This window comes from Flavobacterium sp. ACAM 123, assembly GCF_000264055.1.
GTDB lineage: Bacteria > Bacteroidota > Bacteroidia > Flavobacteriales > Flavobacteriaceae > Flavobacterium.
Window position 1 is genome coordinate 1 of the sequence record NZ_AJXL01000053.1, and the last position, 24,807, is coordinate 24,807.

Consider the following 24,807-nt stretch of genomic DNA (forward strand, 5'->3'; position numbering starts at 1 on the left):
TTTTTTTGATAAAAACTTAAATAAATGTTAACACATTTACTATGGCACAATAATTGGCTACCGGTATTAAAACATAAATAACGCAAGTCGAATATTAATTAAATAAAACGAAAATGAAAAAATTTAAATTACTTGCTCTGGGAATAGTTCTGTTTATAGCAGGATCAGCAAGTGCACAAGTTTCTGTGAATGTAAATATTGGTAGTCCTCCTGCATGGGGTCCTTCAGGATATGCGCAAACAGATTATTATTATTTACCTGATGTTCAAGCCTATTATGACATCAGAGCGTCCCAATTTATTTATTTTGGAAGCGGTAATTGGGTACGGTCAAGATACTTACCTCAACAATACAGAAACTATGATCTATATAATGGATATAAAGTAGTACTAAACGACTATCATGGTAGAAGTCCTTACACTTATTTTAAAAATCATAAAGCAAAATATCATAAAGGATACAAAGGAAAGTACCAAAAAACAATTGGACATAGAAATAATAACCAGAAACGTTACAGCAGTAAAGGCAATCAATCAAATGGTAACGGGAAAGGAAACAAGGACCACGCAAACAAAGGCAACGGAGGAAAAGGTCATGGAAATGGAAAACATTAATTTCAATTTATTAGTTAAATAAAAAAGAGAAACGCGAACCGCGTTTCTCTTTTTTTTTGCCCCGAGATTAAGATCCAACTATAGGTTAGAGAAATCATCTTGGCACAGTTGTTGGTTTTATGGTAAAAGTATTGTGCTAGCCAGTACAATATTTAATACAAACACAAAAAAAAGAACAGATGAAAAAATTAAAACTATTAGCCGTTGGAATAATTCTACTCGTAACCAGTTCAATTCAAGCACAAGTTTCAATAAATTTAAATATAGGGACAGCACCTTCATGGGGTCCTGCAGGATACGGACAAGCACAATACTATTATTTACCAGATGTTCAGGCTTATTATGATGTCAGAGCTTCTCAATTTGTTTATTTTGGAAATGGAAGATGGTTAAGATCAAGATACTTACCTAGACAATACAGAAACTATGATTTATACAATGGATATAAAGTAGTGTTAAACGGGTACCATGGTAACAGACCTTATGCCCATTACGGGAACCATAGACAACGATATAGCGCCAATTATAGAAATCATAGTCAAAGATCAATTGGGCAAAGACATGATAATCATCGTTATGCTAAAAATAATCATAGAAGTAACGACAATCGCAGGTATACAAAAAACCGCAGATATTCAAATGACCACAGATATGCAGGAAATCATAAAAAGTCTGATAACCATAGAAAGTCTGATAATCGCAGAAGGTCTAACAAAAACCACGGTAAAAATAGGTTATGGAAACGTAATTCCTATTATCAAAGAAGTTAAAAGAAGAGAGCGCTATCATAGTGCTCTTTTTTTTATACACCCATATCAGTTTCTTTGCACCAAAGAAAATCAAAATCCTTTAGAAAAAATATATTTAATTACTACATTTGAAATCATTCAAAATTAAATTATAAAAAAATGCTCAAAAATAAAATTCAATTTATTTTAACTTTTCTTTTTTGTTTGCAAATATTACAAGCGCAACAGCCACAAAAACTAAATTCAGTAGAAATTTATAATCAAATTCAGAAACTAAATTTCTTAGGATCCGTCCTTTATATCGCAGCACATCCTGATGATGAGAATACACGTCTAATTTCTTATCTATCCAATGAAAAAAAAGCGAGAACAGGATATTTATCTTTGACGCGCGGTGATGGAGGCCAAAATCTAATAGGTCCTCAATTGCGGGAATTATTAGGTGTGATTAGAACGCAGGAACTACTTGAAGCAAGGAAAATAGACGGAGGGGAGCAGTTTTTTTCCCGTGCTAATGATTTTGGATTTTCTAAAAACCCTAATGAAACCCTTCAAATCTGGGACAAAGAAAAAGTACTTTCTGATGTAATATGGGCAATACGGAAATTTCAACCTGATGTTATCATCAATCGATTTGATCATCGCACCGCAGGCGCAACACATGGACATCACACGGCCTCAGCGCTACTCAGTACAAAAAGCTTCAATTTAACTAACGACGCTACTGTTTTTCCTGAACAATTAAAATTAGTGGAAACTTGGCAACCTAAACGCCAGTTTTTCAATACTTCTTGGTGGTTTTACGGTAGCCAAGAAAAATTTAATACTGCCGATAAAACAAATTTTACAACCATTGAAACCGGTGTATATTATCCTCACGTAGGGAAATCAAATCAAGAAATTGCCGCTTTAAGCCGAAGCAGTCACCAGTCACAAGGTTTTGGAAGTACAGGAAGTCGCGGCGAAGAATCGGAATATTTAGAACTCGTCAATGGTGATAAGTTAAATAACACCGCAAATATTTTTGAAGGAATTGACACTAGTTGGAAACGTGTTACAGGTGGAAAACCCGTGGGAGAATTAATTACACAAATTGCTCTAAAATATGATTTTTCGAATCCTTCAGCCAGTATTTCAGATTTAACCAAAGCGTATGTACTGATTCAATCATTGGATGAAAATCATTGGAAAACATTAAAAGGAGATGAAATTAAAAAGATTATCGCGGCTTGTTCCGGTTTGTATCTTGAAGCTGTATCCTCAAATCAAGAAGCTACTCCCGGTAGTACAGTGCAACTAAAACTCGAAGCCATAAACAGAAGCAGTATCGATATGCAATTAGTTAGTGTAACCACCCTGCCTGAACTAAAAACCACTGTAATTAACAAATCACTAAAAAACAATAGTTTAGAAAACACAACGCTTGCTTTACAACTGCCGGCAACAATAGAATACTCACAGCCGTACTGGCTTAAAGAAAAAGGGACCGTCGGGATGTACGCAGTTGGCGATCAGAAAAATATAGGAATTCCAGATATTATCAGAGAGGTAAAGATCGTCTTTAATATTCAAATTAATGGAGTAAAAATCCCGTTTGAGCGCACGGTAGTTTATAAATACAATGATAACGTAAAAGGCGAAATGTATAACTACCTTGACATTGTTCCAGAAGTAACTACAAGCATCCTTGATCATGTTTCATTCTTTAATAATGGAAATAAAAGACCGATTGCCGTAAAAGTAAAAGCTGGAAATGATAACATAAAAGGAACTTTACAATTAGAACTATCAGAGAGTTGGTCTATTTCACCACAATCTATTCCGTTCACTTTAGATAAAAAAGGAATGGAACAAGTGTTTTACTTTGAAGTAACTCCTCCTACGCAGCCCGATGACGCTATTGCAAAAAGTATTGTGATTGTAGGAGATAAAAGATACGATAAAGAACAAGTGCTCATAGAGTACCCTCATATCACGAAGCAACAGGTGTTAAAACCCGCTGAAGCTAAATTCATCAGGTTAGACCTTAAAATAAACAATGAAAAAATTGGTTATATCATGGGTGCTGGTGACGAGGTTCCAGAGGGCCTTACTCAGATGGGGTATTCAGTAAAATTAGTAAAGCCTGAAGAAATTACGACTGAAAAATTAGAGGCTTTTGATGTCATTATCACGGGAATTCGTGCCTATAATGTTCTTCCCATATTGGAAAACAAACAAAAGATACTTCTCGATTTTGTCAAAACTGGAAAAACAATGATAGTCCAATACAACACAGTGGACAGTTCTCTTCCTGCCGATATCTCCCCTTATCCGTTAACAATTTCACGCGATCGAGTAACCGATGAGAATGCAGCAGTACGATTCCTAGCCCCGAACCATCCTGTTTTAAATTACCCCAATAAAATCACTGCTAAAGATTTTGAAGGTTGGACTCAAGAACAGGGATTATATTACCCAAATGAATTTGACAAAGCCTTCACTCCTATTTTATCTTCAAACGACGAAGGGGAAAGTCCTACAAATGGAGCACTGTTAGTTGCTCCTTATGGAAAAGGATACTATATTTATACCGGATTGAGTTTTTTTAGAGAATTGCCAGAAGGAGTGCCGGGCGCGTACCGACTTTTGTCGAATATGATTTCGTTAAAAGCAACAGTTACAATTCCTTCTCAAAACTAAAATCCCTAAAGGAATAAACATGGAACCGAAAAAAACAAAACCTTGGAAAAAGAATTACACATTGGTACTTGTCGCTAATGCTATTTATATTCTGGTTTTTTATCTCATAATGAAATTATACTCTTAAACTATGCAGTTATTCGATTGGATTGTACTTATCGGTACCTTACTCTTTATTGTAGTTTACGGAGCTTGGAAAACCAAAGGAAGTAAAAACGTAGAAGAATTTATTCTTGGAGGCAATGAAACTCCATGGTACACAGTCGGGCTTTCCGTTATGGCAACACAAGCCAGTGCCATAACGTTTTTATCAACTCCTGGACAAGCCTACCATGATGGCATGGGTTTTTTACAGTTTTACTTTGGTCTGCCTATTGCAATGGTCGTTATCTGTTTAACTTTTATTCCTATATATCACAAATACAAGGTCTATACTGCCTATGAATACCTCGAGCAACGATTTGATTTAAAAACACGTTCACTCGCCGCCATTTTATTCCTATTTCAGCGGGGATTGGGGACCGGGCTTACCATCTATGCTCCGGCAATCATTTTATCAGCGATTCTAGGATGGAATCTTACCTATATGAATATAGTTATCGGAGTTCTAGTAATTATATACACCTTTTCAGGAGGGACAAAAGCGGTAAATGTTACCCAGAAACAGCAAATGTTTGTGATTATGTCCGGCATGCTGATCACTTTTTTTCTTATTTTACATTTTTTACCAAATGAAATGACCTTTAGTAATGCGTTGCATATTGCTGGTGCAAATGATAAAATGAACATCGTGAGTTTCTCAACAGATCCAGAAGAAAAATATACATTCTGGAGCGGAATTACTGGTGGTTTTTTCTTGGCTCTGGCTTATTTCGGAACAGACCAGTCACAGGTGGGACGCTATTTATCCGGGAAATCAGTTCGGGAAAGCCAAATGGGTTTAATTATGAATGGGCTTTTAAAAGTGCCCATGCAATTCTTCATATTACTGACCGGAGTTATGGTTTTTGTTTTTTTCCAATTCAATCCGGTGCCCTTGAATTTCAATCCAAATAATAAAGTTAACGTATATAATTCGTCGTACAAAGCAGAGTATCAAATTTTAGAACAGAAACTGGATGCCCTCTCAGAAGATAAAAAAGTAATCAATCTGCTCTATATTGATCAACTCAATCAAGATTATGACAATCTAATTCTACGAAAGGAGCTAGTTGCCTTATCCACGAAAGAAAGAGATTTAAGGGAACGCGCAAAAGAAATTATTCTAAAAGCGGATAGCGGCAGTGAAACAAACGATAAGGATTATGTTTTTTTCCACTTCATCTTAAACTACTTGCCCAAAGGACTCATCGGACTGTTATTGGCCGTAATCATTTCTGCTGCTATGTCCTCGACTGCTTCCGGACTTACTGCCTTAGCTTCCACAACGGCGATAGACATATACAAACGAAATGTTAAAGGAATCAAATCAGATAAACATTATCTTAACGCTACTAAATTTTTCACGCTGTTTTGGGGAGTTGTAGCTATCTCATTTGCCTGTATTGGGACCCTATTTGAAAATTTAATCCAATTGGTAAATATCATTGGTTCCATCTTTTATGGAACGGTACTGGGGATTTTCTTGGTAGGATTTTATATCAAATTTGTTAAAGCTCAAGCTATCTTTTATAGTGCATTAGTAACTCAAATGACCATCTTTATCATTTACTATTATGCCATTGTCATATATCCAAGTGGGGAAGCAAAATTGGGTTATTTATGGCTTAATTTCATTGGTGCCATTATGGCCATTGTACTTTCATCTTTACTGCAATGGACTGTTTTTAGAAAAGAAAAAGAATAATATTTTATGAATACTAATTACATGTACCAATAATTGTTTAGCCACGAATTAAAGAAATTCTCCCTAATAAATTTAAGCTAATTTGTGGTATTCGAGGCAAAACAAGTTGCAAAAACTACAGTATAACGCAGTACAACACATTCTTTTAATTATAATCTGAGAGAAATAAAAAATCCCGTTTCACAATCAAATGTGAAACGGGATTTCTTTATCTAATAATAGCGCTTTATTTACTCCATTCTGAAATACTATCTTTGTTCATTTTAACATAATCACTATTACCAGCTGCTTCAGCCGCCTTAATCGATAGTTTTGCAGTATCAGTAGCTCCTTTTTTATCCCCTTGCTTGGCCATGATTAATGCCCTCTGACGCAAATAATAAAACGGTTTCTCAGCACTCATTTCTAAGGCTTTATCAATGTAGGTTCTTGCTTTATTAATGTCTCCGTTAGATTGATAGTAAAACTGAGCGGCTGCATAATAATCTCCTGCAGCAGGTCCAGCTAATACCTTTTCTATGCTCGCCATTGCATTTTTTTGAGTAGGAACTTCAAATTTTAAAGCGACACGAGAATTCTCCCAATACATCTCTAAATAAGCAAAGTTTGTATCCAATCCATTTACTCCAATAGTGAAGGTCTCAATTGCTCTTGGTGTAGCTTCTTCTTTTACAACAGTTCGCAAGGCAACATTTGCTTCGTTGAATTCTTTTGGTGTGCCCCAATTGTCCGTTGCCGTATAAAAAATAACTTCCCAACTTTGAATATTCGGGATCGTATATAACGCATACTTTCCTTTCTTCAATGGTTTGCCATCGATGAGTACATCATCACTGAACGTTATCATTGTGTTTTCGTTAGCTCCTGTTCGCCAAAGTTCGCCAAAGGGAACCAAGTTACCAAAAACCGCTCTTCCTCTTGCAGATGGTCTGGAATAAACAATTTCTACATCAGTCAAACCAACGACCTGATTAATAGTCGCTAGCGGACTGGCTTGTGGTGTTTTAATTTGTGCCTCGATTGTAAATTGAGTGACGATAATGGCTAAAGCAATTAGTATTTTTCTCATAGTATTATAATTATTTGTGAACTTCAAATTTACAAATTCAGTTAGTTTAATATGTTAATTATTCCCTAATTTGGATTGAATAAATGTAACTTTTTCAAAATTTAATTCTGCAAAATGATTAATAATAATATCCGCTTCTGATAAATCTTGCAATTTAGAATGCATGCTATTGTACCCTACACAATAAATCCCTGCAGCTTTAGCAGCTCGAACGCCGTTTGTACTGTCCTCTATCACAATACAATTTGCTTTAGAAGCAATAGACAAAGAAGCAGCGTGTACAAAAATTGCTGGATCGGGTTTTGATTTTGGAAAGTCCTCACCGCTCACAATATGTGTAAAATAGCGATGCAACTTAAAGCGCGCAAAAACCCGCTCAATTGTCACTTTTGAAGCAGATGAGGCTAAAATCAACTGCATACCTTTGTTATGAAAATCTATGATTAGTCTTTCTACACCTTCCAATAACTCTAAATCAGCTTTAGTGTCAAAAGCATTATTGAATATTGTTCTCTTTCTTTGAATCAGCTCTTCCACTTCCTGTTCGAGATTAAAAATTGTTTTCAAATTTTGAAAAACATTTCGGGTCGAGTTTCCAGTAAAGGAAGTAAACATTTCTTCAGTGACCTTAATATTTAATTCATCAAAATGCTGAAAATAAGCATAGCGATGTACAGGCTCCGTGTCTACTATTACGCCATCCATATCGAAAATTACTGTTTGTATCATTTTTATTTTGCCAAGAAGGCGCAAAGACACTAAGTCTTTTTTAAATTATCTTATATGCTTGCTTCTTATGTCTAAAATCCCACTACTCTTTTTTCAATAAATAACGGATCACGGTTTCAGCAGCATATAGGCCAAATAATCCTGGCATATAACTATTAGTTCCATAAAAAGATCGCTTATAATTAGAACCATCGGTCATTTTTAAACTGGCATCATCCTGAATTTCAGAGGAGAAAACCACTTTTAACTTATCGATTTTCACTTCTTTCAAACGCCTGCGAATTGTTTTTGCTAAAAAACAATTAACAGTATTATTAATATCGGCTACTTTCACTTTTGAAGCTTCCATCTTTCCTCCAGCTCCCATACTGCTAATGATCTTCACTCTTTTCCTTTTTGCTGCAATAATCAAGTTTAACTTAGGAGTTATGCTGTCGATACAATCTAAAACATAATCAAACTCTTCTCTAACAATTTCGAATGCACGCTCTGGGGATAGAAATTCTTCCACCTGAGTTAGTTTTAATGCTGGATTAATATCCATTAAACGGTCTCCCACTATCTTTATTTTAGGTTGCCCCACTGTAGAATGTAACGCCGGTAACTGTCGGTTTATATTGGTGATATCAACCACGTCTCCATCTACAATAGTCATTGCGCCCACTCCTGCTCTAGCTAAAAACTCAGCTGCAAAAGATCCCACACCACCCAGACCCACTATCAATACATTCGCATTTTGAAGTTTATCTAATCCTTCTTTTTTAAATAAAAGCTCCGCTCTTTCTGTCCACTCTGCCATTCTATTTTTGTTTAAAGTTTAAAGTTGTAAAACTTTGTAATTGAAAATTCATTATTTACTACCCGATTTTAAAAACTTCTGCCAAATTGCTCTTTATTTCTTTTTGTATTTCAGTAACGGTTGTGTTTTTATATTTGGCTGCCAAAGCATAGACATCACTAATCGTTTCTTCAACGGTGTCAGTTTCCAAGAAAAACCGATTATTTGGAATACTCGCAAAAACCGATTCTAATTCTGGATTGCGTAATAAATATTTTCCAAAAGAAATATAAAACCCATTATCCAACAGTTGTTTGGCCAACTGCTCCTTTTTAGAGTATCCGTGAATAATCATAGGGACTGAAATATTTAATCTTTTTTTAGTATCAATTACTTCTTGAAAAGCCGCTACACAATGTATTACCACTGGTTTATTGTATTCCTGTGCCAATAGCAACTGCTTTTCAAAAACCATTTGTTGTAACTCCACCGGTATTTCTATTCTTTTGTCTAATCCGCATTCACCCAAGGCAAGACAATTCTTTTCTTGCAGTTTACTTTCGATAATTGCCAAATCTGCTTTCAATCGATCGCCAACAATATACCATGGATGAATCCCAATGGAATAAAAAGGAATCACTACGTTAAACTCCTCCGGATATTGATTGACTAATTCCAGCACATCGACTTGATTAGTGAATTTGTGAGTATGAAAATTAAAAAAGTTCATTAATCGTGGAATTTTTTAACGCCCGCTTTTATGGCTATGTTTAAATCATTATCTAGAGGCACTTTAGGACAGGAGTACTTGTAATTATAAGCACAATATGGATTATACGATCTATTGAAATCGATAGCAATGGTATTCCCTTTTGGCGTTTTCAAATCAATATACTTTCCGCCGATATAGCTTTCATTCCCTGACGTAAGATCGGAAAAGGGCAAAAACAAATAATTTTTGTATTCCTTCTTTTTAGAAAGTTCAATGTTTTTATAGACGTTGAGTTTTAATGCTTTTCCATCAATGGTGAATTCTACTTCTCCGTATTTTACATAGAGTGGTTCTCTATCTGTTGATGTCTTCATCCCAAACGGTTTCTCGTTTTCTGTTCTCGTAAACTGGGCTACAACAAAATATTTTTCATTTATGGGGTAAAAGTCTAAGGTTGTGAAGCTTACTAAATCTTCTTTAGTTAACGGGCTTGTTATAGCATCAGTATATTCAGCATTGATTTCTTTTTGAAATTTCTGTGCAGAACTAATTTCAAATTTTTCTTGCGCAAAACCAAAACTTACTTGGACTAAAAAAACTAATAGTAGACTATTTTTCTATTTTCTTCATTTCAGCAAAAATAGTTTAAAAGTTACAACTGCACAAAGTCTGAAAGTTACAAAGTTACCTACCTTTGCAATTCACAACCATTTCTAATGCTCAAAACCGCTTTCAACCGTTACATTAACAACTTTAAAGGATTTTCAAGAGAAATTTGGATTTTAACCATTATCACTTTTATAAACAGAGCTGGAACGATGGTGCTCCCTTTTTTATCCAAATATCTAAAAGAAGATTTACATTTTTCTTATGGTGAAGTCGGTTGGATTATGGTCGCTTTTGGGATGGGATCGCTGCTAGGCTCCTGGCTAGGTGGTAAACTTTCGGACAAAATAGGCTTCTACAAAGTAATGGTTTTCAGTTTATTCAGTAGTGGTGTTTTCTTTTTCATTCTGCAATACATTACCTCTTTTTGGGGCCTTTGCTTAGGCATGTTCAGTATTATGACGTTAGCAGATATGTTTCGACCTGCTATGTTTGTCTCGCTAGGCGCTTACGCAAGGCCGGAAAACAGAACGCGCTCGCTAACTTTAGTGCGTTTAGCAATCAATCTTGGTTTTGCTGCCGGACCCGCATTAGGGGGATTAATTATTATGGGAATGGGATATAAGGCGCTCTTTTGGGTCGATGGAAGTTCTTGTATCATAGCAATATTAATTTTTGCATTATTAGTAAAGGAAAAGAAAAAAAGTTCCTATCAAGATCCACACGCTACTGTATTGGCAGTTGCTTCTGTATTTAAAGACAAAATATTTTGGCTCTTTCTATACGTTAGTTTTGTAACGGCCATGATTTTCTTTCAACTCTTCACCACTTTACCGCTCTATCACAGTGAAATGTTTGGTTTAACTGAGTTTCAATCCGGGCTATTATTGACCTTAAACGGACTACTGATTTTTGCACTAGAAATGCCAATTGTAAGTTATTTTGAAAGGAAAAAAGTAGGGAAACTGAAAGTAATCCTGTGGGGTTCGCTATTGATGTCTCTCAGTTTTTATAGCTTATTAGTTAATGTTTGGGCAGGGGTTTTAATCATCGGTATGATATTTATTTCTATTGGTGAAATATTTGCTTTTCCATTTTCAAATACTTTCGCTTTGGGCAGAGCGCCAAAAGGGCACGAAGGACGTTACATGGCTTTGTACACAATGAGTTTTAGTTTAGCTCATATCGTAAGTTCAAAAGCCGGACTTGAAATCATTGCCCGGTTTGGTTATCAAAGCAATTGGATGGTCATGGGAACACTTGGTGTCACCGCGGCCCTATGCTGTATCTGGTTACAAAAATTACTAAAAGTCGAAGAAAGTCTAGCCTAAAGCCCCCTATATCCTTCCCTTCTATCTCCTTTTTTTATTTGTAAAAGAATGATATGTTATGTGCAAATCTTACTAAGACTACAAAAACAGTTGAATAACTGCTTTTATAGTTTGATAACTACAAAAATAGTTGTATGTTTGAATTGCGTTAAGGATAGTAGGCGACATCCTTGTTGTCCCGACCTTTAGGGACGACAAGATACAGCCGAATAGCCTGACCCGAAGGGAAACGCCCAAATAAAAAATATAGTATGCAAAATTTAACGAACAAAGAAGAAGAGATTATGCACATTTTATGGAAGTTAGAAAAAGCTTTTGTAAAGGAAGTCATGGCTGAAATCACGGAAGATCAACCGCATTACAACACGCTTTCGACCATAGTGCGGAACCTAGAAGAGAAAGGATATGTTTCCCATAACGCTTTTGGCAATACGCACCAGTATTATCCTGTAGTGAGCATTGCAGACTATAGAAAACGTTTTATGAATACTGCAATTGATAATTATTTTAATAGCTCCTACAAAAACATGGTTTCCTTTTTTGCAAAAGAGGAAAAGATTTCTGCCGAAGAATTACGAGAAATTTTAGCTATGATTGAAAATCCAAAAGCAGAAAAATAATCCTTAATAAAGCGCTTTCATTAAAAAATAAAATTATGGAAATACTCTATATTTATCTCATCAAATCCAGTGGCTTATTCCTTTTATTTTTTCTAGCCTATCATTTTATGTTGCGAAAAGAAACTTTTTTTATCAGCAACCGGTGGTTTCTGTTGTTTGGGCTACTGACCTCAGCACTTTTACCACTATTGGTTTTCACTAAAGTAATATGGGTGGAACCAACACCTATCAATATAGACTGGTCTAATATCCCTGTAACCGCGACTGTCGAAGAGGATCATACTAAAGAATACATCTATTTGACTTTAGTAATCGCGTACTGTCTAGGAATAATAGGATTGTTAGCAAAATTTGGTTTTGATTTTTATAGTTTGAGAGGCGTATTTAAAGGTAAAGTTGTGCGTAAACAGGCCGATTTTAAATTTATTGATGTCGAAGAAAACCTAGCGCCTTTTTCTTTCTATAATATCATTGTGTATAATTCCGCTTTATACAGCTCAGCAGAGCTTGAAAGTATAATTGAACATGAAAAAGTACACAGTAAACAGCACCATACCACAGATGTGTTGATTTCGCGGTTATTTTGTATTGTGTTTTGGTTTAATCCAGTAGTTTGGCTTTACAAAAAAGCAATTCTGCAAAATCTGGAATTCATTGCAGACCGGGAAGCTTCTAAAAAAATATCCGATAAAAAGGCATATCAAATCACGCTTTTAAAAATAACAACCCAAAAGAATTGTATTGCCATTACTAATCATTTTTATCAATCATTAATCAAAAAACGAATCGTTATGTTAAACAAAAACCAATCTAACAAAAGGAATTCCTGGAAGTATTTTTCAGTAGTACCAATGCTTATCGCCTTTATGTTTTTATTTCAAATTAAAGTTATTGCGCAAGAGAAAGAAAATGAATTTAACATTACAAACGGCGCAATGAAGGTAGAACTGCATGTCACTTCAAATTCAACTGAAAAAGAACTAAATGCTGAAAAAGAATTTTTCAAAAAAGAATTTGACTTAGAGATGTCCTTTTCAAAAATAAAAACAAATAAAAGCAATGAAATCATTGCCATTAAAGTCGAATTAAAAGACAAACAAGGAGTAATAAAAATTAATCAAATTTCGGGCCAAACCCCTATTAAACCATTCGATATTTTTGCCGAAATAGAGACAGACAATACATTAAATTTTGGTTTTTCAAATTCTAGAAATAAGGAATCAAAAGATTACTCAAATATAAAAAATGCAAAATCGGGTATAGATATAAAGAAAGAAAAAACTTTTTATACGGTAGATAATTTTAAAAAAAATGGTGTCGATTATTTAATGATTATAAACGGTATAAAACAAATTGGCGAAAATAGGACTAAAATTCCTCTGGACGAGGGCATAACATCATTTAATATTTTGGACCCAGAAATAGCTATTGTAAAATATGGAGAGGAAGGAAAAAATGGGGTTGTAGAAGTTATTACTAAAAAAGCTAGAACTTTCAAAGGTGATACACCCAAAAATAAAGATATTAATGCAAATACTGAAATTTACATTGATGGTAAGAAGGCCACTAAGAAAGAGATAGATAGTACCAATGTAGATGATATAAAAACTATGAGTGTATCTAAAGATAATAATACACCAACTATTTACATTACAACGAAAGGCAGCACTGATGGTAAAGCAAGAATATTTGACTACAAAATACCTGCAATTGAATTGGGCTTAGAAAAAACAGATCCTACAAATCTTAATAGCCTACAAAAATCAAAAACTAATTACACTATTAAAAAGGTTAGCATAGAAAAAGATGGAGGACCTGATAATATCGAATATTTTATTGATGGAAAAAGAGTAAGTCCATTAGAAGCCAATGGTATGAGCCCAAATTTTATTAGTAGTGTGGATGTTAATAAAGATGCAACCTCAAATAAAAATGCAATTCGTATAATTACCAAAAGCTATATCGATGGTAAAAAAAATGACAAAATTGAAATCCCAACTAAAAATGAAGATAAAGGCTGAGCTATTAGTTTTGAGACATCTAAGCCAGAAGACAACATCAAAAGGATTCAAAACGATAAAAATGGAGACTATCAACAAGCCTTAATAATAATTAATGGAAAACAAAGTAATTATCGAACATTGGAAAAATTAGACCCTAAAGATATTATTAGTGTGGGTGTACAAAAACCATCAAATGGAACTGAAGTGACTAAACAGAATGCTATTAAAAAATATGGTGAAAAAGCTTTAAACTGCATTATAGAAATTACAACTAAATAATTTTAAAGTACTGCATAAAAATGGTAGCAAAAAGACGGTTATACTCATGACTCTCTTTTTTTATACCTTTAGAAAAAATTCTATGTTTAAAATTCTAGCTAAAATTAATAAAATACTGATACCGAGTTTTTCCAAACAACGAATGGATTTGGCAAAAGCTAAAAAATGGCAAATTGCAATCATTGGATACCGCTATTATGTTACAACCCGCGCTTTAGGTTAATAAGTAATCGCCGAAAAAATCTCATATCCGCTAATTTTTTCTCTTCCGTTTAGAAAGGAGATTTCCATTAAGAAATTCAACTGAACAACTTCACCACCGAGTTTTTCGACTAATTCACATACTGCTTGCGCTGTTCCACCAGTTGCGAGAACATCATCATGGATGAGAATTCTATCTCCTTTTTGAATCGCGTCCGTATGCATCTCTAAAGTGTCTGTTCCATATTCCAATTGATAGGAAGCAGAAATAGTGTCATAAGGCAGCTTATTGGGTTTTCTAACAGGTATAAAACCAACATTTAATTCCTCGGCAATTAGTATCCCGAAGAAGAATCCCCTACTCTCCACTCCTATCACTTTATCTATTTGCTTCCCTTTTAAGGAATCCACTACTATTTTTAAACATTCGTTTCTCCCTTTTGGATCAATTAGTAAAGGAGTAATGTCTTTAAACAAAATTCCTTCTTTTGGAAATCCCTGAATATCACGTATATACTTTTTTAATGGCATTTTTTTTAATTTTATATTAATTAAGACTTGCAATTTACACATTTAATCTTAACTTTGCACCCGCAATACGGCCTTGTGGCGCAACTGAATAGCGCACTTGATTACGGCTCAAGAGGTTACTGGTTTGAATCCAGTCAAGGTCACAAAAAACGCAATTATCTCTTCTTATGATAATTGCGTTTTTGCTTTTTATCACATTCACACTCAAAGAACATGCCTGAATACAACCTTGATTTGCAATACAATAACATCACTTATAGTGAAAACGAAGTCAATTTTAAGGAATTTGAGTTTTGTACATTTAACAATTGTGATTTCTCCCAATGCAATTTTATCGCAGTAACTTTTATTGACTGCCATTTCAATTCTTGCAACTTCACTACCACAAATATAAATCATGTTGCCTTAAGAACGGTCTTTTTTAATAAATGTAAAATGACAGAAGTAAACTTTGCTATGTGTGACAAGTTCATTTTTGAAGTTCATTTTAAAGATTGTATTTTGGATTTCTCCAAATTTTATACTTTAAAGATGAAAGGGACTACATTCACTAATAGTAGCCTCGTTGCAGTTGATTTTATGAGCACTAATTTAACAGCCGTCTTATTTAGCAACTGTGATCTTTATCGTTCCGAATTTGAAAAAGCAATTGCTGATAAAGCCGATTTTAGAACTAGCTACAACTATTCAATAGACCCCACAAAGACAAAACTAAAAAAAGCTCAATTTTCTCTTGATGGCCTAAAAGGATTGTTAACCAAGTATGATATTATTGTAGAGTAAGGAGATCAAAACGCTATAGTTTTATTTCAAATTAAATTATTGATTTAAATTTAGTCTCCGGCTAGATCAATACATGCAATAACTCATTTGTTCCGTTAGTCTAATTTAACTTCCATTAATTCCAGTTTTTCGACTTAGACATGATGCTAGTGCTGAATTGACTAGTACTGTAAACGTGGTTAGCAGCCAAAATAATGACTCGCATAACTCCCAATTCTAGTAGTAATGCAGCTTTCGAATAGTAAGAATATTCAAAACTAATTTTATTAAATGTGTATTGGAAAATCCCGCGAAAGATATTTGAATTTATTGTGATTCTTTTTAGTTGGTTAAAAATTTCAAGCTAAAACTAAAAAATAAGTATTCTTACCGTTGCAACAGCAATCGGAAAACGGGGAAGAGATGTAGTTTCATAACTTTTTTATAGATAATGCTATTTACTTATTATTTTTATTTGTTGCATTCAATTATTTAAATGGAACAGATTAATGGGAGTATCAATATTATCGCTATTTTTGTCACCATTTTAAGAACAGCCATAATCTATCCATTAGCACAATGCAAGAGTAGTAACGGGTTATATTCAATTACATTAAAACAAGATTACCTACCGTAAACCCATGCATCAACTTCACAATTGTCCTATCTGTAATAGCAGTACTATTGGTACTTTTATTAAAACAACAGCTCAAATGCATTCAAATAAAGAATTGTTCAATTTTGATCAATGTGCCGAATGTAAATTAGTCTTCTTAAATCCTAGAGTATCTTTAGATGTACTAAAAAACTACTATACTTCTCATTACTTACCGTACAGAGGAGCAAAAGCATGGGGTAAGTTTGAAAAACTGGTAGATAGCAGCCAGCAAAAGTTAGATTTAAAAAGAGTAAAAAGGGTAAAAGATGCTCATGTTATATCGTCAGAATCTTTGATTTTGGACATTGGCTGCGGTAATCCAAGTTTTTTAAAGGCTTGCCAGCAAAAGTTAAAATGCCAAACTATGGGTATTGACTTTAGTGATGAAGGATGGAAAGATCAATCGGATGATTTCAAGGGATTAGACTTACAAGTCGCAGAAATTAAAGACTTAAAAAGTAGTTTGAAGCCTGATGTAATCACTATGTGGCATTATTTAGAGCATGATTATACTCCACTGGAAAACCTTAGCTATCTAAAATCGATTTCCAAGCCATCTACTACGCTTGTCATTGAAATACCCAATTTTGATTCAACGAGTAGAAAAAAATATGGTAAAAACTGGGCCGGTTGGCATACACCGCGTCATATTTCCTTATTTTCTCCAAACAATATCGAGTTACTACTCCAAAAAGGAGGATGGAAAGTTTCTGAAATACTTACTTATGGAACGATGAATCCTTACCTACTCTACTGGATGAGCGAGATGGAGCAAAAAGGAATCGAGTGGGATAAGAATATGGAAGATGAATTTTGGAAATTTATGCTTGAAATGTTACAATTTATGCCAAAAAAATGGTCAGAAAAGAAGTCGTCTCTTGGGGTTATGACAATAATTGCAACTCCACAATAGCCTGTTTTACAAGACTAAAAGATCCTTCCCTTCCCAAGTACCACTAGATTTGTACGGTTGAAATCTTGAAAACAGCTCTTCTGAATACCATTCATATTCGCGTGTTTTCTTAATGGCTTCTTTATGCTGAGGGCTTTTATAGGCAAACTTTTTAACGGACTCAAAGTCTTTCCATAAACTAAATGTAGCCATTTGAATTATGGGAACTTCTCCAACGCCTTTGGTATAAATTAAACCTTCATTTCCATCTAAGCCTTCCTCTGAAGTGGGTACATACTTCCAAAATCGAAGGAGCCAGTTCCACTTAATAGTTGCTCTGGTAATAACAGCAATAGGTAAGTTAGGATCTAAATCTGCCGCTTTCTCGAAAGGATTTTTACCAATCCAAGTTCCACCTGCTGAAATATTTTTCATATAAAGCGTAAATAGCTCTTCCGTGTGATCAGCATATCGTTTTATCAAAGCAGAAGAGGTAAAGAAAGCGTTGGCGGCTTCTTCTGATTCCCAAACTTGAAGTAGGCAATAAACAGACCAGTCTGGCAAAGGATTAAAACCCCTCCCTTTTCCACTACCCATAAGCCGATAAAACGTTAGGCCGTTTACTTTAGATAGGTCTTTATTTGCAAATTGCATCATTTTAAACCCCCAAGCTTTATTACTAAAAGACGAATATTTAAAAAAGGAAATAGTTGTGATTTGTGGACTCATTTTCAATAGTGCTGATAATTAAAACGTGTGGAAAGATATTTTTTTACTGTAATTCTTTCTCAATTTATAACAACTAATGGATCCAATTACGATCTTCAAATCCCAAATTGTTGCTTATTTAATGCAAATATACTTGATTTAGAGAATTAAATAGACACCTTTTTCCTGGTTTATTATTTAACTTTTCTAGAGCAGTTCTGAATTTTTAGTATCTTATAAAACGGAGAGCTTAGCCCTTTGTTCTGCACTGCAAGTCCAAATAGTTTAAATTGTAGCATCTCTACCTCATATCGTCCTAAATTTGAAAAAAGAATTGTAATTAAAATTAGCTTTGCACCGAGGTACAAATATTCTATCTCTAACAAAAAACCAAAACTCAAAGGAGTCGAGTTTTCTAATGATGGTAAAAAAGAGTTACTAACCAAACGCGATATCAGTAACAGATACGATAATTTCGAACAAAAAAAAGTCGGAAAAACCCGACTCTTCTCTAAAACTAAATTATTGATTTACTTCCAGCCACCTCCAAGATTTTTATAAATGTTGACAACCGCGTTCAATTGGTCTTTTTTGGTTTCTATTAATTCCAATTTTGTTTCTAAGGCGTCCCGTTGTGTCAATAAAACTTCTAAATAATCAACTCTCGCCGACTTAAACAAATCATTCGCAATATCGATAGACCGATCTAAAGCGGCGACTTGTTTTGATTTTAAATCATAGCTTTTCTCTAAGTTATCAATTTTAGAAAGTTGGTTTGACACTTCTAAATACGCATTTAAAATTACGCGTTCATAAACATACATCGCCTGAATCTGTCTTGCATTAGCACTTCTAAATTCTGCTTTTATAGCACTCCTGTTAATTAATGGAGCCGCTAAATCTCCTACTAAAGAATACAATAATGAAACAGGTGACTTAAACAAAAAAGATGTTTTGAAGGCATTATATCCTACTCCTGCTGAAATCCCAAAAGAAGGGAAAAACTCTGCTCTCGCTACTTTTACATCTAATTTGGCTGCAGCCAATTCTAGTTCGGCTTGTTTAATATCCGGACGATTCGTTAGCAATTGCGAAGGAATCCCTGTCTGAATCGACTCTGGAACAAGACTTAAAACCGCGCTTCTGTCTCTTGGGATCTCCTGAGGAAAACGGCCTAAGAGAAAATTGATTCTATTCTCTGTCTCCTTGATATTTTGATTAATATCAAACTCCATGCTTTGTGACTTCAGCACCTCAGCTTGGAATTTCTGCACTGCTAATTCCGTTCCTCTTGCCGCTTCTTTTTGTAATTTTACAATCTCTAAGGCATTTTTTTGAAGCGCTATATTTTGTTTTACAATTAGGAGTTGGTTATCCAAAGCTTGCAATTCATAATACGAAGTAGCCACTTCGGCAACGAGGTTCGTCAAGACAAAGTTTTTACCCTCTACTGTTGCTAAATAGCGTGTAACTGCAGCTTTTTTGGCCGTATGCAGTTTATGCCAGATATCTACTTCCCAATTGGCGTAAGCCCCAATACTAAAATCCGTCAGTGGATCAGGAAATTCTTTCCCTGGCGTAATTTCGGTGGAAGCATCCCCCGCACCTTGACTAGTGTACCTACCTACTTTTTCTACACCAGATCCGGCTCTAAGACCTACCGTTGGTAATAAAAATCCTTTTCTAATTCGAACTTCATTTCTAGCTATTTCAATTTCCTGTAATGTAATCTGCAACTCTTGATTGTTTTGCAGTGCAGTATCAATCAAATTTTGCAAGTTCTTATTAGTAAAGAAATTTCTCCACTGCATGCTTGCAATAGTAGTGGTATCCGTATTAGTACTAAACGCCTCTGGAACAGCATTTTTTGCAGAACTTTCTACTGCTGATGGCGCTTTACAACCTACTACTATTATACAGATAGCCAGCACAATATAATTTTTATTTATGAACTTCATTGTTATCAATTTCTTCAGTTAATGGATTTTCTTCTTCATTTTTTACCAACTTATACTTTTCGGCTATTCGACCAAAGATGTAATACAAACCTGGAATAACAAACACACCGCATATAGTTCCAATAAGCATCCCACCTGCTGCGGCTGTTCCAATAGTTCTATTACCAATTTTACCTGGTCCTGTAGCAAAAACCAAAGGAAGTAGACCTGCGATAAAAGCAAATGAAGTCATCAAAATAGGACGGAACCTTGCTTTTGCTCCTTCCATTGCAGCCTCTAGCACTGACTTCCCTGCTGCATGCCGCTGAATGGCAAACTCTACAATCAAAACAGCATTTTTACCTAACAACCCGATTAACATGACCATAGCAACCTGAGCATAGATATTGTTTTCTAAACCAGTCAACTTTAGTAAAAGGAAAGCACCAAATATACCCGCTGGTAATGATAGAATTACGGATAAGGGCAGAATAAAACTTTCATATTGTGCCGCTAGGACCAAGTACACAAAACCCAAACAGATAAGGAAAACCCAAATGGCTTGATTCCCTTGTGATACCTCATCAGCAGAAATACCGGCCCAGTCAATATCATACCCTCTTGGTAATTTTTCAGCGGCAACTTCTTGAATAACTTTAATAGCTGTACCACTACTATATCCTGAGGCAGCAGAACCACTAATCTCTGTAGAAGTATACATATTATGTCTAGTAATCTCCGATAATCCATATACTTTTTCCAACTTCATGAAAGCAGAATAAGGTACCATTTCATCTCGGTCATTTTTTACGTAGAGTTTCAAAATATCCTCTGGTAAGGCACGGTATTCAGGAGACGCTTGAACAATTACTTTGTAATTAATTCCGTATTTAATAAAACTAATCTCGTAATTACTCCCCACTAATGTAGACAAGGTATTCATTGCATTCTCAATGGATATTCCCTTTTGTTGTGCTAAGTCATTATCGACTTTCATCATATACTGCGGAAAACTGGCGCTAAAGAAGCTGAACACATTTGATAACTCTGGACGTTTATTTAATTCTTTTACAAAATCATTATTGATCGCCTCCATTTTTTTATAATCACCAGAACCTGTCTTATCTAATAAACGAAGTTCAAATCCACCGGCAGCTCCATAACCCGGTACTGCTGGCGGTTGGAAAAATTCAATATTTGCACCAGGAATATCTTTAGATTTCTCTTCTAATTCTGCCATAATCTCTACAACAGATTGCTTTCTATCGTCCCAATCCTTTAAATTAATCAAACAAGTACCTGCATTAGATCCAGTACCTTCAGTCAAAATTTCATAACCTGCTAAGGAAGAAACAGATTTCACGCCTTCAACTCCTTCGGCTATTTTTTGTAATTTTACTGAAATATCATTGGTTCTTTCTAATGAAGATCCAGGCGGTGTTTGAATAATAGCATAAAACATCCCTTGATCCTCATTTGGGATAAATCCAGAAGGGACAGTACTACTGATTAACCATGTTCCTGCACAAAACACGACAAGGGCAATAAAAGTAATCGCTCTTCTATTTATGATTTCCCCAAGTAGGTTTTGATATTTACCCTGAGCAAGGTTAAAGGTGTTATTAAAATTATCAACAAATTGATTTACAGGTGTTTTCTTTTTAGCTTTTCCGTGATTATTTCTTAACATTATCGCACAAAGTGCAGGTGTCAATGTCAATGCCACAATCCCAGAAAGAATGATTGCAGTTGCCATAGTAATTGCAAATTGTCTATAAAAAACTCCAACTGGACCAGACATAAAGGCAACTGGAATAAAAACCGCAGCCATTAAGAAGGTGATAGCTACAATAGCTCCTGCTATTTCATGCATGGCTTTTTTAGTAGCTTTTAGCGGGGAGAGATGCTCTTCTTCCATCTTAGCATGGACCGCTTCAATAACCACGATAGCATCATCGACGACTACTCCAATAGCCAACACTAATGCAAACAACGTAATTAAGTTAAGTGAAATATCAAAGAATTGCATAAAAACAAAAGTTCCAACCAACGATACTGGCACCGCAATCGCAGGGATTATTGTAGACCGCCAATCTCCCAAGAAAAGAAATACAACTAACCCAACCAAAATAAAAGCTTCAATTAAAGTATGAATTACTTTTTCGATGGAAGCATCCAAAAATTTAGAAACATCATACGAAATTTCATAATCCATTCCTTTAGGAAATTTTTTCTTAATGGTTTCTAATTTGGCTTTTACATCTTCAATAACTTGATTTGCATTACTACCAAAGGATTGTTTCAAGACAATTGCTGCCGATGGTTTACCATTTAAATTCGAATAAATATCATACATCGAGCTACCAAACTCAATATTTGCAACATCTTTTAATCTTAAGATTTCACCGTCTGAATTGGAACGCAATATTATATTTGCATATTGCTTTTCGGTAGTAAACCGGCCAGAATATTTAAGCACATATTCAAATGCCTGAGAACGCTTACCAGAGGCTTCCCCTGTTTTCCCTGGTGAAGCTTCTAAACTTTGACTTGATAAAGCTTCCATGACCTCTTCAGTAGAAATTTTATAGGCTAACATACGATCAGGCTTCAACCAGATGCGCATCGCATATTCACGAGTTCCTAGAATATCTCCCGAACCAACACCATTTACCCTCTTCAATTCAGATAAGACATTGATATCTGCATAATTGTATAAAAACTTCTGGTCGGTATTTTTATCTGTACTAAAAAGATTTACATACATCAACATACTTGGCACCTCTCGAGTAATTTTTACACCCTCTCTTACAACTAATGGCGGTAATTTATTAACTACCGAAGCTACACGATTTTGAACGTTAATAGCAGCTTGGTTTGGGTCTGTACCCAAATTAAATACAACTTGGATACTCGCTTCACCATCATTCCCTGCATCCGAGGTCATGTATTTCATCCCTGGAACACCATTCAATGCCCTTTCTAAAGGAATAATAACAGACTTGATCATCAGTTCGCCATTAGACCCTGGATAATCTGCTGTAACATTCACCATTGGTGGAGAAATAGAAGGAAACTGAGTAATCGGTAAATTCATCACCGATAAAACCCCTAAAAAAACTATTACCAGCGATATTACTATCGATAAAACGGGTCTTTGAATAAATTTATTAAACATTTTTATAATTTTTTATATGATTAACTTATTCCGCTTTTAGTCTCAAATGCGTGATCACGATAGTAGCATCGACTGATTTGTATTTAATTTTATCGTTTTCTTTTACTTTTTGAACACCTTCGAGTAAAATAATATCATTAACGTTTAAACCACTTTCTATTACATATAAGTCTGGTATTTCTCCTTTGATCTTAATTTCCTGCGAGTGCACGACACTATTTTTATCTACTACAAAAACATATTTTTTGTCTTGTATTTCATAAGTCGCTTTCTGTGGAATTACTAAGGCATTTCTCAGCGGAACAGTCATTAAAACTTTCCCTGTTTCTCCATTTTTAAGTAATTTATCAGGATTAGGAAAACGAGATCTGAAGGCAATATTTCCTGTTTCACTATTAAATTCACTCTCGATTACCTCTACGGCACCTTTGTATTTTAAAGGAACACCATTTGCTAATAGTAGGCTTACCTGGTTTTGAGCACGATTCTTAATATCAGTTTGGTAGTCTAAATATTCTGGCTCAGATACATTAAAATAGGCAAACATTTCACTATTATCAGAAAGACTGGTTAATAACTCTCCTTCATCTATCAGACTTCCTAGCTTTTTAGGAATTCTATCAATGGTACCAGAGAATGGAGCTATAATATTCGTTGCTGATAAATGAAACCTAGCCATTACCATCTCTGCTTTAGCTTGATCTAACCTAGCTCTCGCTACAGCCAATTCATTTTTTGAAACTACATTTTTATCAGATAGTACTTTGGTATTTTGCATTTCTATCTCTGCGGCCTTTACTTCAGCTATTGCTTTTTGATATTCAGCTTCATAAACCGTAGGCAATATTTTGAACAATAACTGGCCCTCTTTTACATACTGACCTTCGTCAACGTAAATTTTTTGGAGAAACCCTTTTTCGAGTGCTCTGATTTCGATGTTTTTTATGGATTTAATTTGAGAAACGTATTCTTTTGTAAATGAAGTGTCAATTGTGATGGGATTAGTAACAGCATAAGTTTCTGCTACTTCTTTCTCTTCTTTTTTTGAGTTACAACTCGTTAAGCTTAGTAGGGCGATTAGCCCAGATAAAATGGCAATTCTCTTCATGATAGTTTATGAATTGAGTACTTGATTGTTTGGATTTAAAAAATTTTATAAGGTAAAAAAAGACATCAGCAGACAAGACGTATTTGGAATACGTCCATTGGAAAAATTAAAATATTTCCTCTTTTAGATCATAGTAATCATGCCTTTATAAACTGATGGAGGCAAAAATCAAATTCTTAAAACTCTTTGAATAATGTAGATTGGTTGTGAATAACCAAAGTACGTTTGGACATTTTTAACACCCTTGACGTCTTCTTTTAAAATAAAGAAACGGGACAACGTTAAATACCACTTAGTAGTTAGAGTATTTTTTAAAGGAAAAAATTTATCTTGTGTATGATCTGTATCATCACTTTCTTCTACTAAGTCTAAATCAGAAGCTTCTATCACTTGATTGTGAAGGCCTGAATTATCTATAAATTTTTGTTGACTTATAGCTGCATTTTGAGAAAGAGAAAACTGAATACAGGAAGAATCGGCACGTTTAACCGAGGTCTGTTCGCCCCCGTAAAGGAAGACAGTACTAAGGAAGATAAAAAATATAACTATTCTCATTTCGAGATCAAATGTAGTTAAAGATTAAAAATGAAAATTAATTTTGTGATTTTGTTAAGGAAGTATCTACGAAATCGTTTTCCCTGCAAAGGGTCCTTACAAAAATGATCACTATGAGTGTAGAATACGATCGTTTACTATTGTTTATAAAAATCCATATATTCTGAGTTAGTATTACTACTTATTATTGTCTATTATATTATTTCGTAAAATGTACTAAATATAAGTCTCTTTTTTTAGTACATGACAAAAATATATT

General features: G+C 34.6%; 23 protein-coding genes and 1 tRNA gene. 13 read left to right on the plus strand and 11 right to left on the minus strand.

The annotated features are described in order from the left end of the window. Window positions 1–113: 113 nt before the first annotated feature. The 4 genes from A3SG_RS0110825 to A3SG_RS0110840 all read left to right on the plus strand — a co-directional run bounded on the left by A3SG_RS0110825 (window position 114) and on the right by A3SG_RS0110840 (window position 5,891). Complete coding sequence (locus A3SG_RS0110825; RefSeq protein WP_016990040.1) at window positions 114–614, plus strand: hypothetical protein; 501 nt, start codon at window positions 114–116, stop codon at window positions 612–614. 179 nt (window positions 615–793) lie between these two features. Then, on the plus strand, window positions 794–1,384 hold the full coding sequence (locus A3SG_RS21250; RefSeq protein ID WP_083832437.1) for a hypothetical protein: 591 nt from the start codon (window positions 794–796) through the stop codon (window positions 1,382–1,384). Window positions 1,385–1,522: 138 nt separating this feature from the next. After that, window positions 1,523–4,045 carry a PIG-L family deacetylase gene (locus A3SG_RS0110835; RefSeq protein ID WP_016990042.1) on the plus strand — a complete coding sequence of 841 codons (2,523 nt, stop codon included), beginning with the start codon at window positions 1,523–1,525 and terminating at the stop codon, window positions 4,043–4,045. 130 nt (window positions 4,046–4,175) lie between these two features. After that, entirely contained in the window at window positions 4,176–5,891 is a 1,716-nt protein-coding gene (locus A3SG_RS0110840) for a sodium:solute symporter (RefSeq protein ID WP_016990043.1), read from the plus strand. A gap of 226 nt (window positions 5,892–6,117) precedes the next feature. On the opposite strand, the gene A3SG_RS0110845 is transcribed toward A3SG_RS0110840, so the two are convergent. The 5 genes from A3SG_RS0110845 to A3SG_RS19690 form a co-directional block, all read right to left on the minus strand. Further along, the gene (locus A3SG_RS0110845; protein ID WP_016990044.1) at window positions 6,118–6,960 is read right to left on the minus strand and encodes a DUF2911 domain-containing protein; all 843 of its coding nucleotides are present in this window, start codon (window positions 6,958–6,960) and stop codon (window positions 6,118–6,120) included. A gap of 54 nt (window positions 6,961–7,014) precedes the next feature. After that, entirely contained in the window at window positions 7,015–7,689 is a 675-nt protein-coding gene (locus A3SG_RS0110850) for an HAD family hydrolase (RefSeq protein ID WP_016990045.1), read from the minus strand. An 82-nt stretch (window positions 7,690–7,771) separates the two neighbouring features. Further along, window positions 7,772–8,488, minus strand: coding sequence for a ThiF family adenylyltransferase (locus A3SG_RS0110855; protein WP_016990046.1), 717 nt, complete (start codon window positions 8,486–8,488; stop codon window positions 7,772–7,774). A 58-nt stretch (window positions 8,489–8,546) separates the two neighbouring features. Then, complete coding sequence (locus A3SG_RS0110860) at window positions 8,547–9,197, minus strand: TatD family hydrolase (protein ID WP_016990047.1); 651 nt, start codon at window positions 9,195–9,197, stop codon at window positions 8,547–8,549. Further along, window positions 9,197–9,730 (minus strand): DUF1684 domain-containing protein, encoded by a 534-nt coding sequence (locus A3SG_RS19690; RefSeq protein WP_083832439.1) that lies wholly within the window; start codon window positions 9,728–9,730, stop codon window positions 9,197–9,199. Before A3SG_RS19690 ends, A3SG_RS0110860 begins: the two co-directional genes overlap by 1 nt. A 165-nt stretch (window positions 9,731–9,895) precedes the next feature. Between A3SG_RS19690 and A3SG_RS0110870 the strand changes: the two genes are divergently transcribed. The 5 genes from A3SG_RS0110870 to A3SG_RS0110890 all read left to right on the plus strand — a co-directional run bounded on the left by A3SG_RS0110870 (window position 9,896) and on the right by A3SG_RS0110890 (window position 14,241). After that, entirely contained in the window at window positions 9,896–11,116 is a 1,221-nt protein-coding gene (locus tag A3SG_RS0110870) for an MDR family MFS transporter (RefSeq protein WP_016990049.1), read from the plus strand. 251 nt (window positions 11,117–11,367) lie between these two features. Then, window positions 11,368–11,736 carry a BlaI/MecI/CopY family transcriptional regulator gene (locus A3SG_RS0110875; RefSeq protein WP_016990050.1) on the plus strand — a complete coding sequence of 123 codons (369 nt, stop codon included), beginning with the start codon at window positions 11,368–11,370 and terminating at the stop codon, window positions 11,734–11,736. 299 nt (window positions 11,737–12,035) lie between these two features. After that, window positions 12,036–13,757, plus strand: a complete 1,722-nt coding sequence (locus A3SG_RS21255; RefSeq protein ID WP_232226353.1) for a M56 family metallopeptidase — start codon at window positions 12,036–12,038, stop codon at window positions 13,755–13,757. Window positions 13,758–13,877: 120 nt separating this feature from the next. Beyond that, on the plus strand, window positions 13,878–14,018 hold the full coding sequence (locus A3SG_RS21605; RefSeq protein WP_016990052.1) for a hypothetical protein: 141 nt from the start codon (window positions 13,878–13,880) through the stop codon (window positions 14,016–14,018). A gap of 82 nt (window positions 14,019–14,100) precedes the next feature. Beyond that, entirely contained in the window at window positions 14,101–14,241 is a 141-nt protein-coding gene (locus tag A3SG_RS0110890) for a hypothetical protein (protein WP_016990053.1), read from the plus strand. On the opposite strand, the gene A3SG_RS0110895 is transcribed toward A3SG_RS0110890, so the two are convergent. Then, a complete protein-coding gene (locus A3SG_RS0110895) occupies window positions 14,238–14,750 on the minus strand; it encodes an adenine phosphoribosyltransferase (protein WP_029596749.1) in 513 nt (170 codons plus the stop codon). The genes A3SG_RS0110890 and A3SG_RS0110895 overlap by 4 nt on opposite strands. Window positions 14,751–14,819: 69 nt before the next feature. Here A3SG_RS0110895 and A3SG_RS0110900 point away from each other — a divergent pair. The 4 genes from A3SG_RS0110900 to A3SG_RS0110910 all read left to right on the plus strand — a co-directional run bounded on the left by A3SG_RS0110900 (window position 14,820) and on the right by A3SG_RS0110910 (window position 17,083). Beyond that, a tRNA-Arg gene (locus A3SG_RS0110900) sits at window positions 14,820–14,893 on the plus strand. Window positions 14,894–14,963: 70 nt separating this feature from the next. Then, the gene (locus A3SG_RS0110905; protein ID WP_016990055.1) at window positions 14,964–15,533 is read left to right on the plus strand and encodes a pentapeptide repeat-containing protein; all 570 of its coding nucleotides are present in this window, start codon (window positions 14,964–14,966) and stop codon (window positions 15,531–15,533) included. A 475-nt stretch (window positions 15,534–16,008) separates the two neighbouring features. Beyond that, entirely contained in the window at window positions 16,009–16,149 is a 141-nt protein-coding gene (locus tag A3SG_RS21610; protein ID WP_157485423.1) for a hypothetical protein, read from the plus strand. A gap of 76 nt (window positions 16,150–16,225) precedes the next feature. Further along, a complete protein-coding gene (locus A3SG_RS0110910; protein ID WP_232226356.1) occupies window positions 16,226–17,083 on the plus strand; it encodes a class I SAM-dependent methyltransferase in 858 nt (285 codons plus the stop codon). A gap of 6 nt (window positions 17,084–17,089) precedes the next feature. Here A3SG_RS0110910 and A3SG_RS0110915 read toward each other — a convergent pair whose 3' ends face one another. The 5 genes from A3SG_RS0110915 to A3SG_RS0110940 all read right to left on the minus strand — a co-directional run bounded on the left by A3SG_RS0110915 (window position 17,090) and on the right by A3SG_RS0110940 (window position 24,548). Continuing rightward, the gene (locus A3SG_RS0110915; protein ID WP_016990057.1) at window positions 17,090–17,791 is read right to left on the minus strand and encodes a hypothetical protein; all 702 of its coding nucleotides are present in this window, start codon (window positions 17,789–17,791) and stop codon (window positions 17,090–17,092) included. 509 nt (window positions 17,792–18,300) lie between these two features. Further along, on the minus strand, window positions 18,301–19,728 hold the full coding sequence (locus tag A3SG_RS0110925; RefSeq protein ID WP_016990059.1) for a TolC family protein: 1,428 nt from the start codon (window positions 19,726–19,728) through the stop codon (window positions 18,301–18,303). Further along, window positions 19,712–22,885, minus strand: coding sequence for an efflux RND transporter permease subunit (locus A3SG_RS0110930; protein WP_029596751.1), 3,174 nt, complete (start codon window positions 22,883–22,885; stop codon window positions 19,712–19,714). Before A3SG_RS0110930 ends, A3SG_RS0110925 begins: the two co-directional genes overlap by 17 nt. A 25-nt stretch (window positions 22,886–22,910) precedes the next feature. Beyond that, window positions 22,911–23,993: an efflux RND transporter periplasmic adaptor subunit gene (locus A3SG_RS0110935; protein ID WP_016990061.1), complete on the minus strand. Its 1,083-nt coding sequence runs from the start codon at window positions 23,991–23,993 to the stop codon at window positions 22,911–22,913. Between the two features lie 168 nt (window positions 23,994–24,161). Further along, window positions 24,162–24,548, minus strand: coding sequence for a hypothetical protein (locus A3SG_RS0110940; RefSeq protein ID WP_016990062.1), 387 nt, complete (start codon window positions 24,546–24,548; stop codon window positions 24,162–24,164). Window positions 24,549–24,807 lie beyond the last annotated feature (259 nt).

What these genes read in the sequence shown, in the direction of transcription:
- A3SG_RS0110935 (WP_016990061.1), bottom strand. Translation starts at nt 23,993, where the DNA reads ATGAAGAGAATTGCCATTTTATCTGGGCTAATCGCCCTACTAAGCTTA.
- A3SG_RS0110835 (WP_016990042.1), top strand. Translation starts at nt 1,523, where the DNA reads ATGCTCAAAAATAAAATTCAATTTATTTTAACTTTTCTTTTTTGTTTG.
- A3SG_RS0110905 (WP_016990055.1), top strand. Translation starts at nt 14,964, where the DNA reads ATGCCTGAATACAACCTTGATTTGCAATACAATAACATCACTTATAGT.
- A3SG_RS0110890 (WP_016990053.1), top strand. Translation starts at nt 14,101, where the DNA reads ATGTTTAAAATTCTAGCTAAAATTAATAAAATACTGATACCGAGTTTT.
- A3SG_RS0110825 (WP_016990040.1), top strand. Translation starts at nt 114, where the DNA reads ATGAAAAAATTTAAATTACTTGCTCTGGGAATAGTTCTGTTTATAGCA.
- A3SG_RS0110875 (WP_016990050.1), top strand. Translation starts at nt 11,368, where the DNA reads ATGCAAAATTTAACGAACAAAGAAGAAGAGATTATGCACATTTTATGG.
- A3SG_RS0110895 (WP_029596749.1), bottom strand. Translation starts at nt 14,750, where the DNA reads ATGCCATTAAAAAAGTATATACGTGATATTCAGGGATTTCCAAAAGAA.
- A3SG_RS0110840 (WP_016990043.1), top strand. Translation starts at nt 4,176, where the DNA reads ATGCAGTTATTCGATTGGATTGTACTTATCGGTACCTTACTCTTTATT.
- A3SG_RS0110910 (WP_232226356.1), top strand. Translation starts at nt 16,226, where the DNA reads ATGCATTCAAATAAAGAATTGTTCAATTTTGATCAATGTGCCGAATGT.
- A3SG_RS0110940 (WP_016990062.1), bottom strand. Translation starts at nt 24,548, where the DNA reads ATGAGAATAGTTATATTTTTTATCTTCCTTAGTACTGTCTTCCTTTAC.
- A3SG_RS21250 (WP_083832437.1), top strand. Translation starts at nt 794, where the DNA reads ATGAAAAAATTAAAACTATTAGCCGTTGGAATAATTCTACTCGTAACC.
- A3SG_RS0110850 (WP_016990045.1), bottom strand. Translation starts at nt 7,689, where the DNA reads ATGATACAAACAGTAATTTTCGATATGGATGGCGTAATAGTAGACACG.
- A3SG_RS0110870 (WP_016990049.1), top strand. Translation starts at nt 9,896, where the DNA reads ATGCTCAAAACCGCTTTCAACCGTTACATTAACAACTTTAAAGGATTT.
- A3SG_RS0110855 (WP_016990046.1), bottom strand. Translation starts at nt 8,488, where the DNA reads ATGGCAGAGTGGACAGAAAGAGCGGAGCTTTTATTTAAAAAAGAAGGA.
- A3SG_RS0110845 (WP_016990044.1), bottom strand. Translation starts at nt 6,960, where the DNA reads ATGAGAAAAATACTAATTGCTTTAGCCATTATCGTCACTCAATTTACA.
- A3SG_RS21610 (WP_157485423.1), top strand. Translation starts at nt 16,009, where the DNA reads ATGGAACAGATTAATGGGAGTATCAATATTATCGCTATTTTTGTCACC.
- A3SG_RS0110930 (WP_029596751.1), bottom strand. Translation starts at nt 22,885, where the DNA reads ATGTTTAATAAATTTATTCAAAGACCCGTTTTATCGATAGTAATATCG.
- A3SG_RS0110860 (WP_016990047.1), bottom strand. Translation starts at nt 9,197, where the DNA reads ATGAACTTTTTTAATTTTCATACTCACAAATTCACTAATCAAGTCGAT.
- A3SG_RS0110925 (WP_016990059.1), bottom strand. Translation starts at nt 19,728, where the DNA reads ATGAAGTTCATAAATAAAAATTATATTGTGCTGGCTATCTGTATAATA.
- A3SG_RS0110915 (WP_016990057.1), bottom strand. Translation starts at nt 17,791, where the DNA reads ATGAGTCCACAAATCACAACTATTTCCTTTTTTAAATATTCGTCTTTT.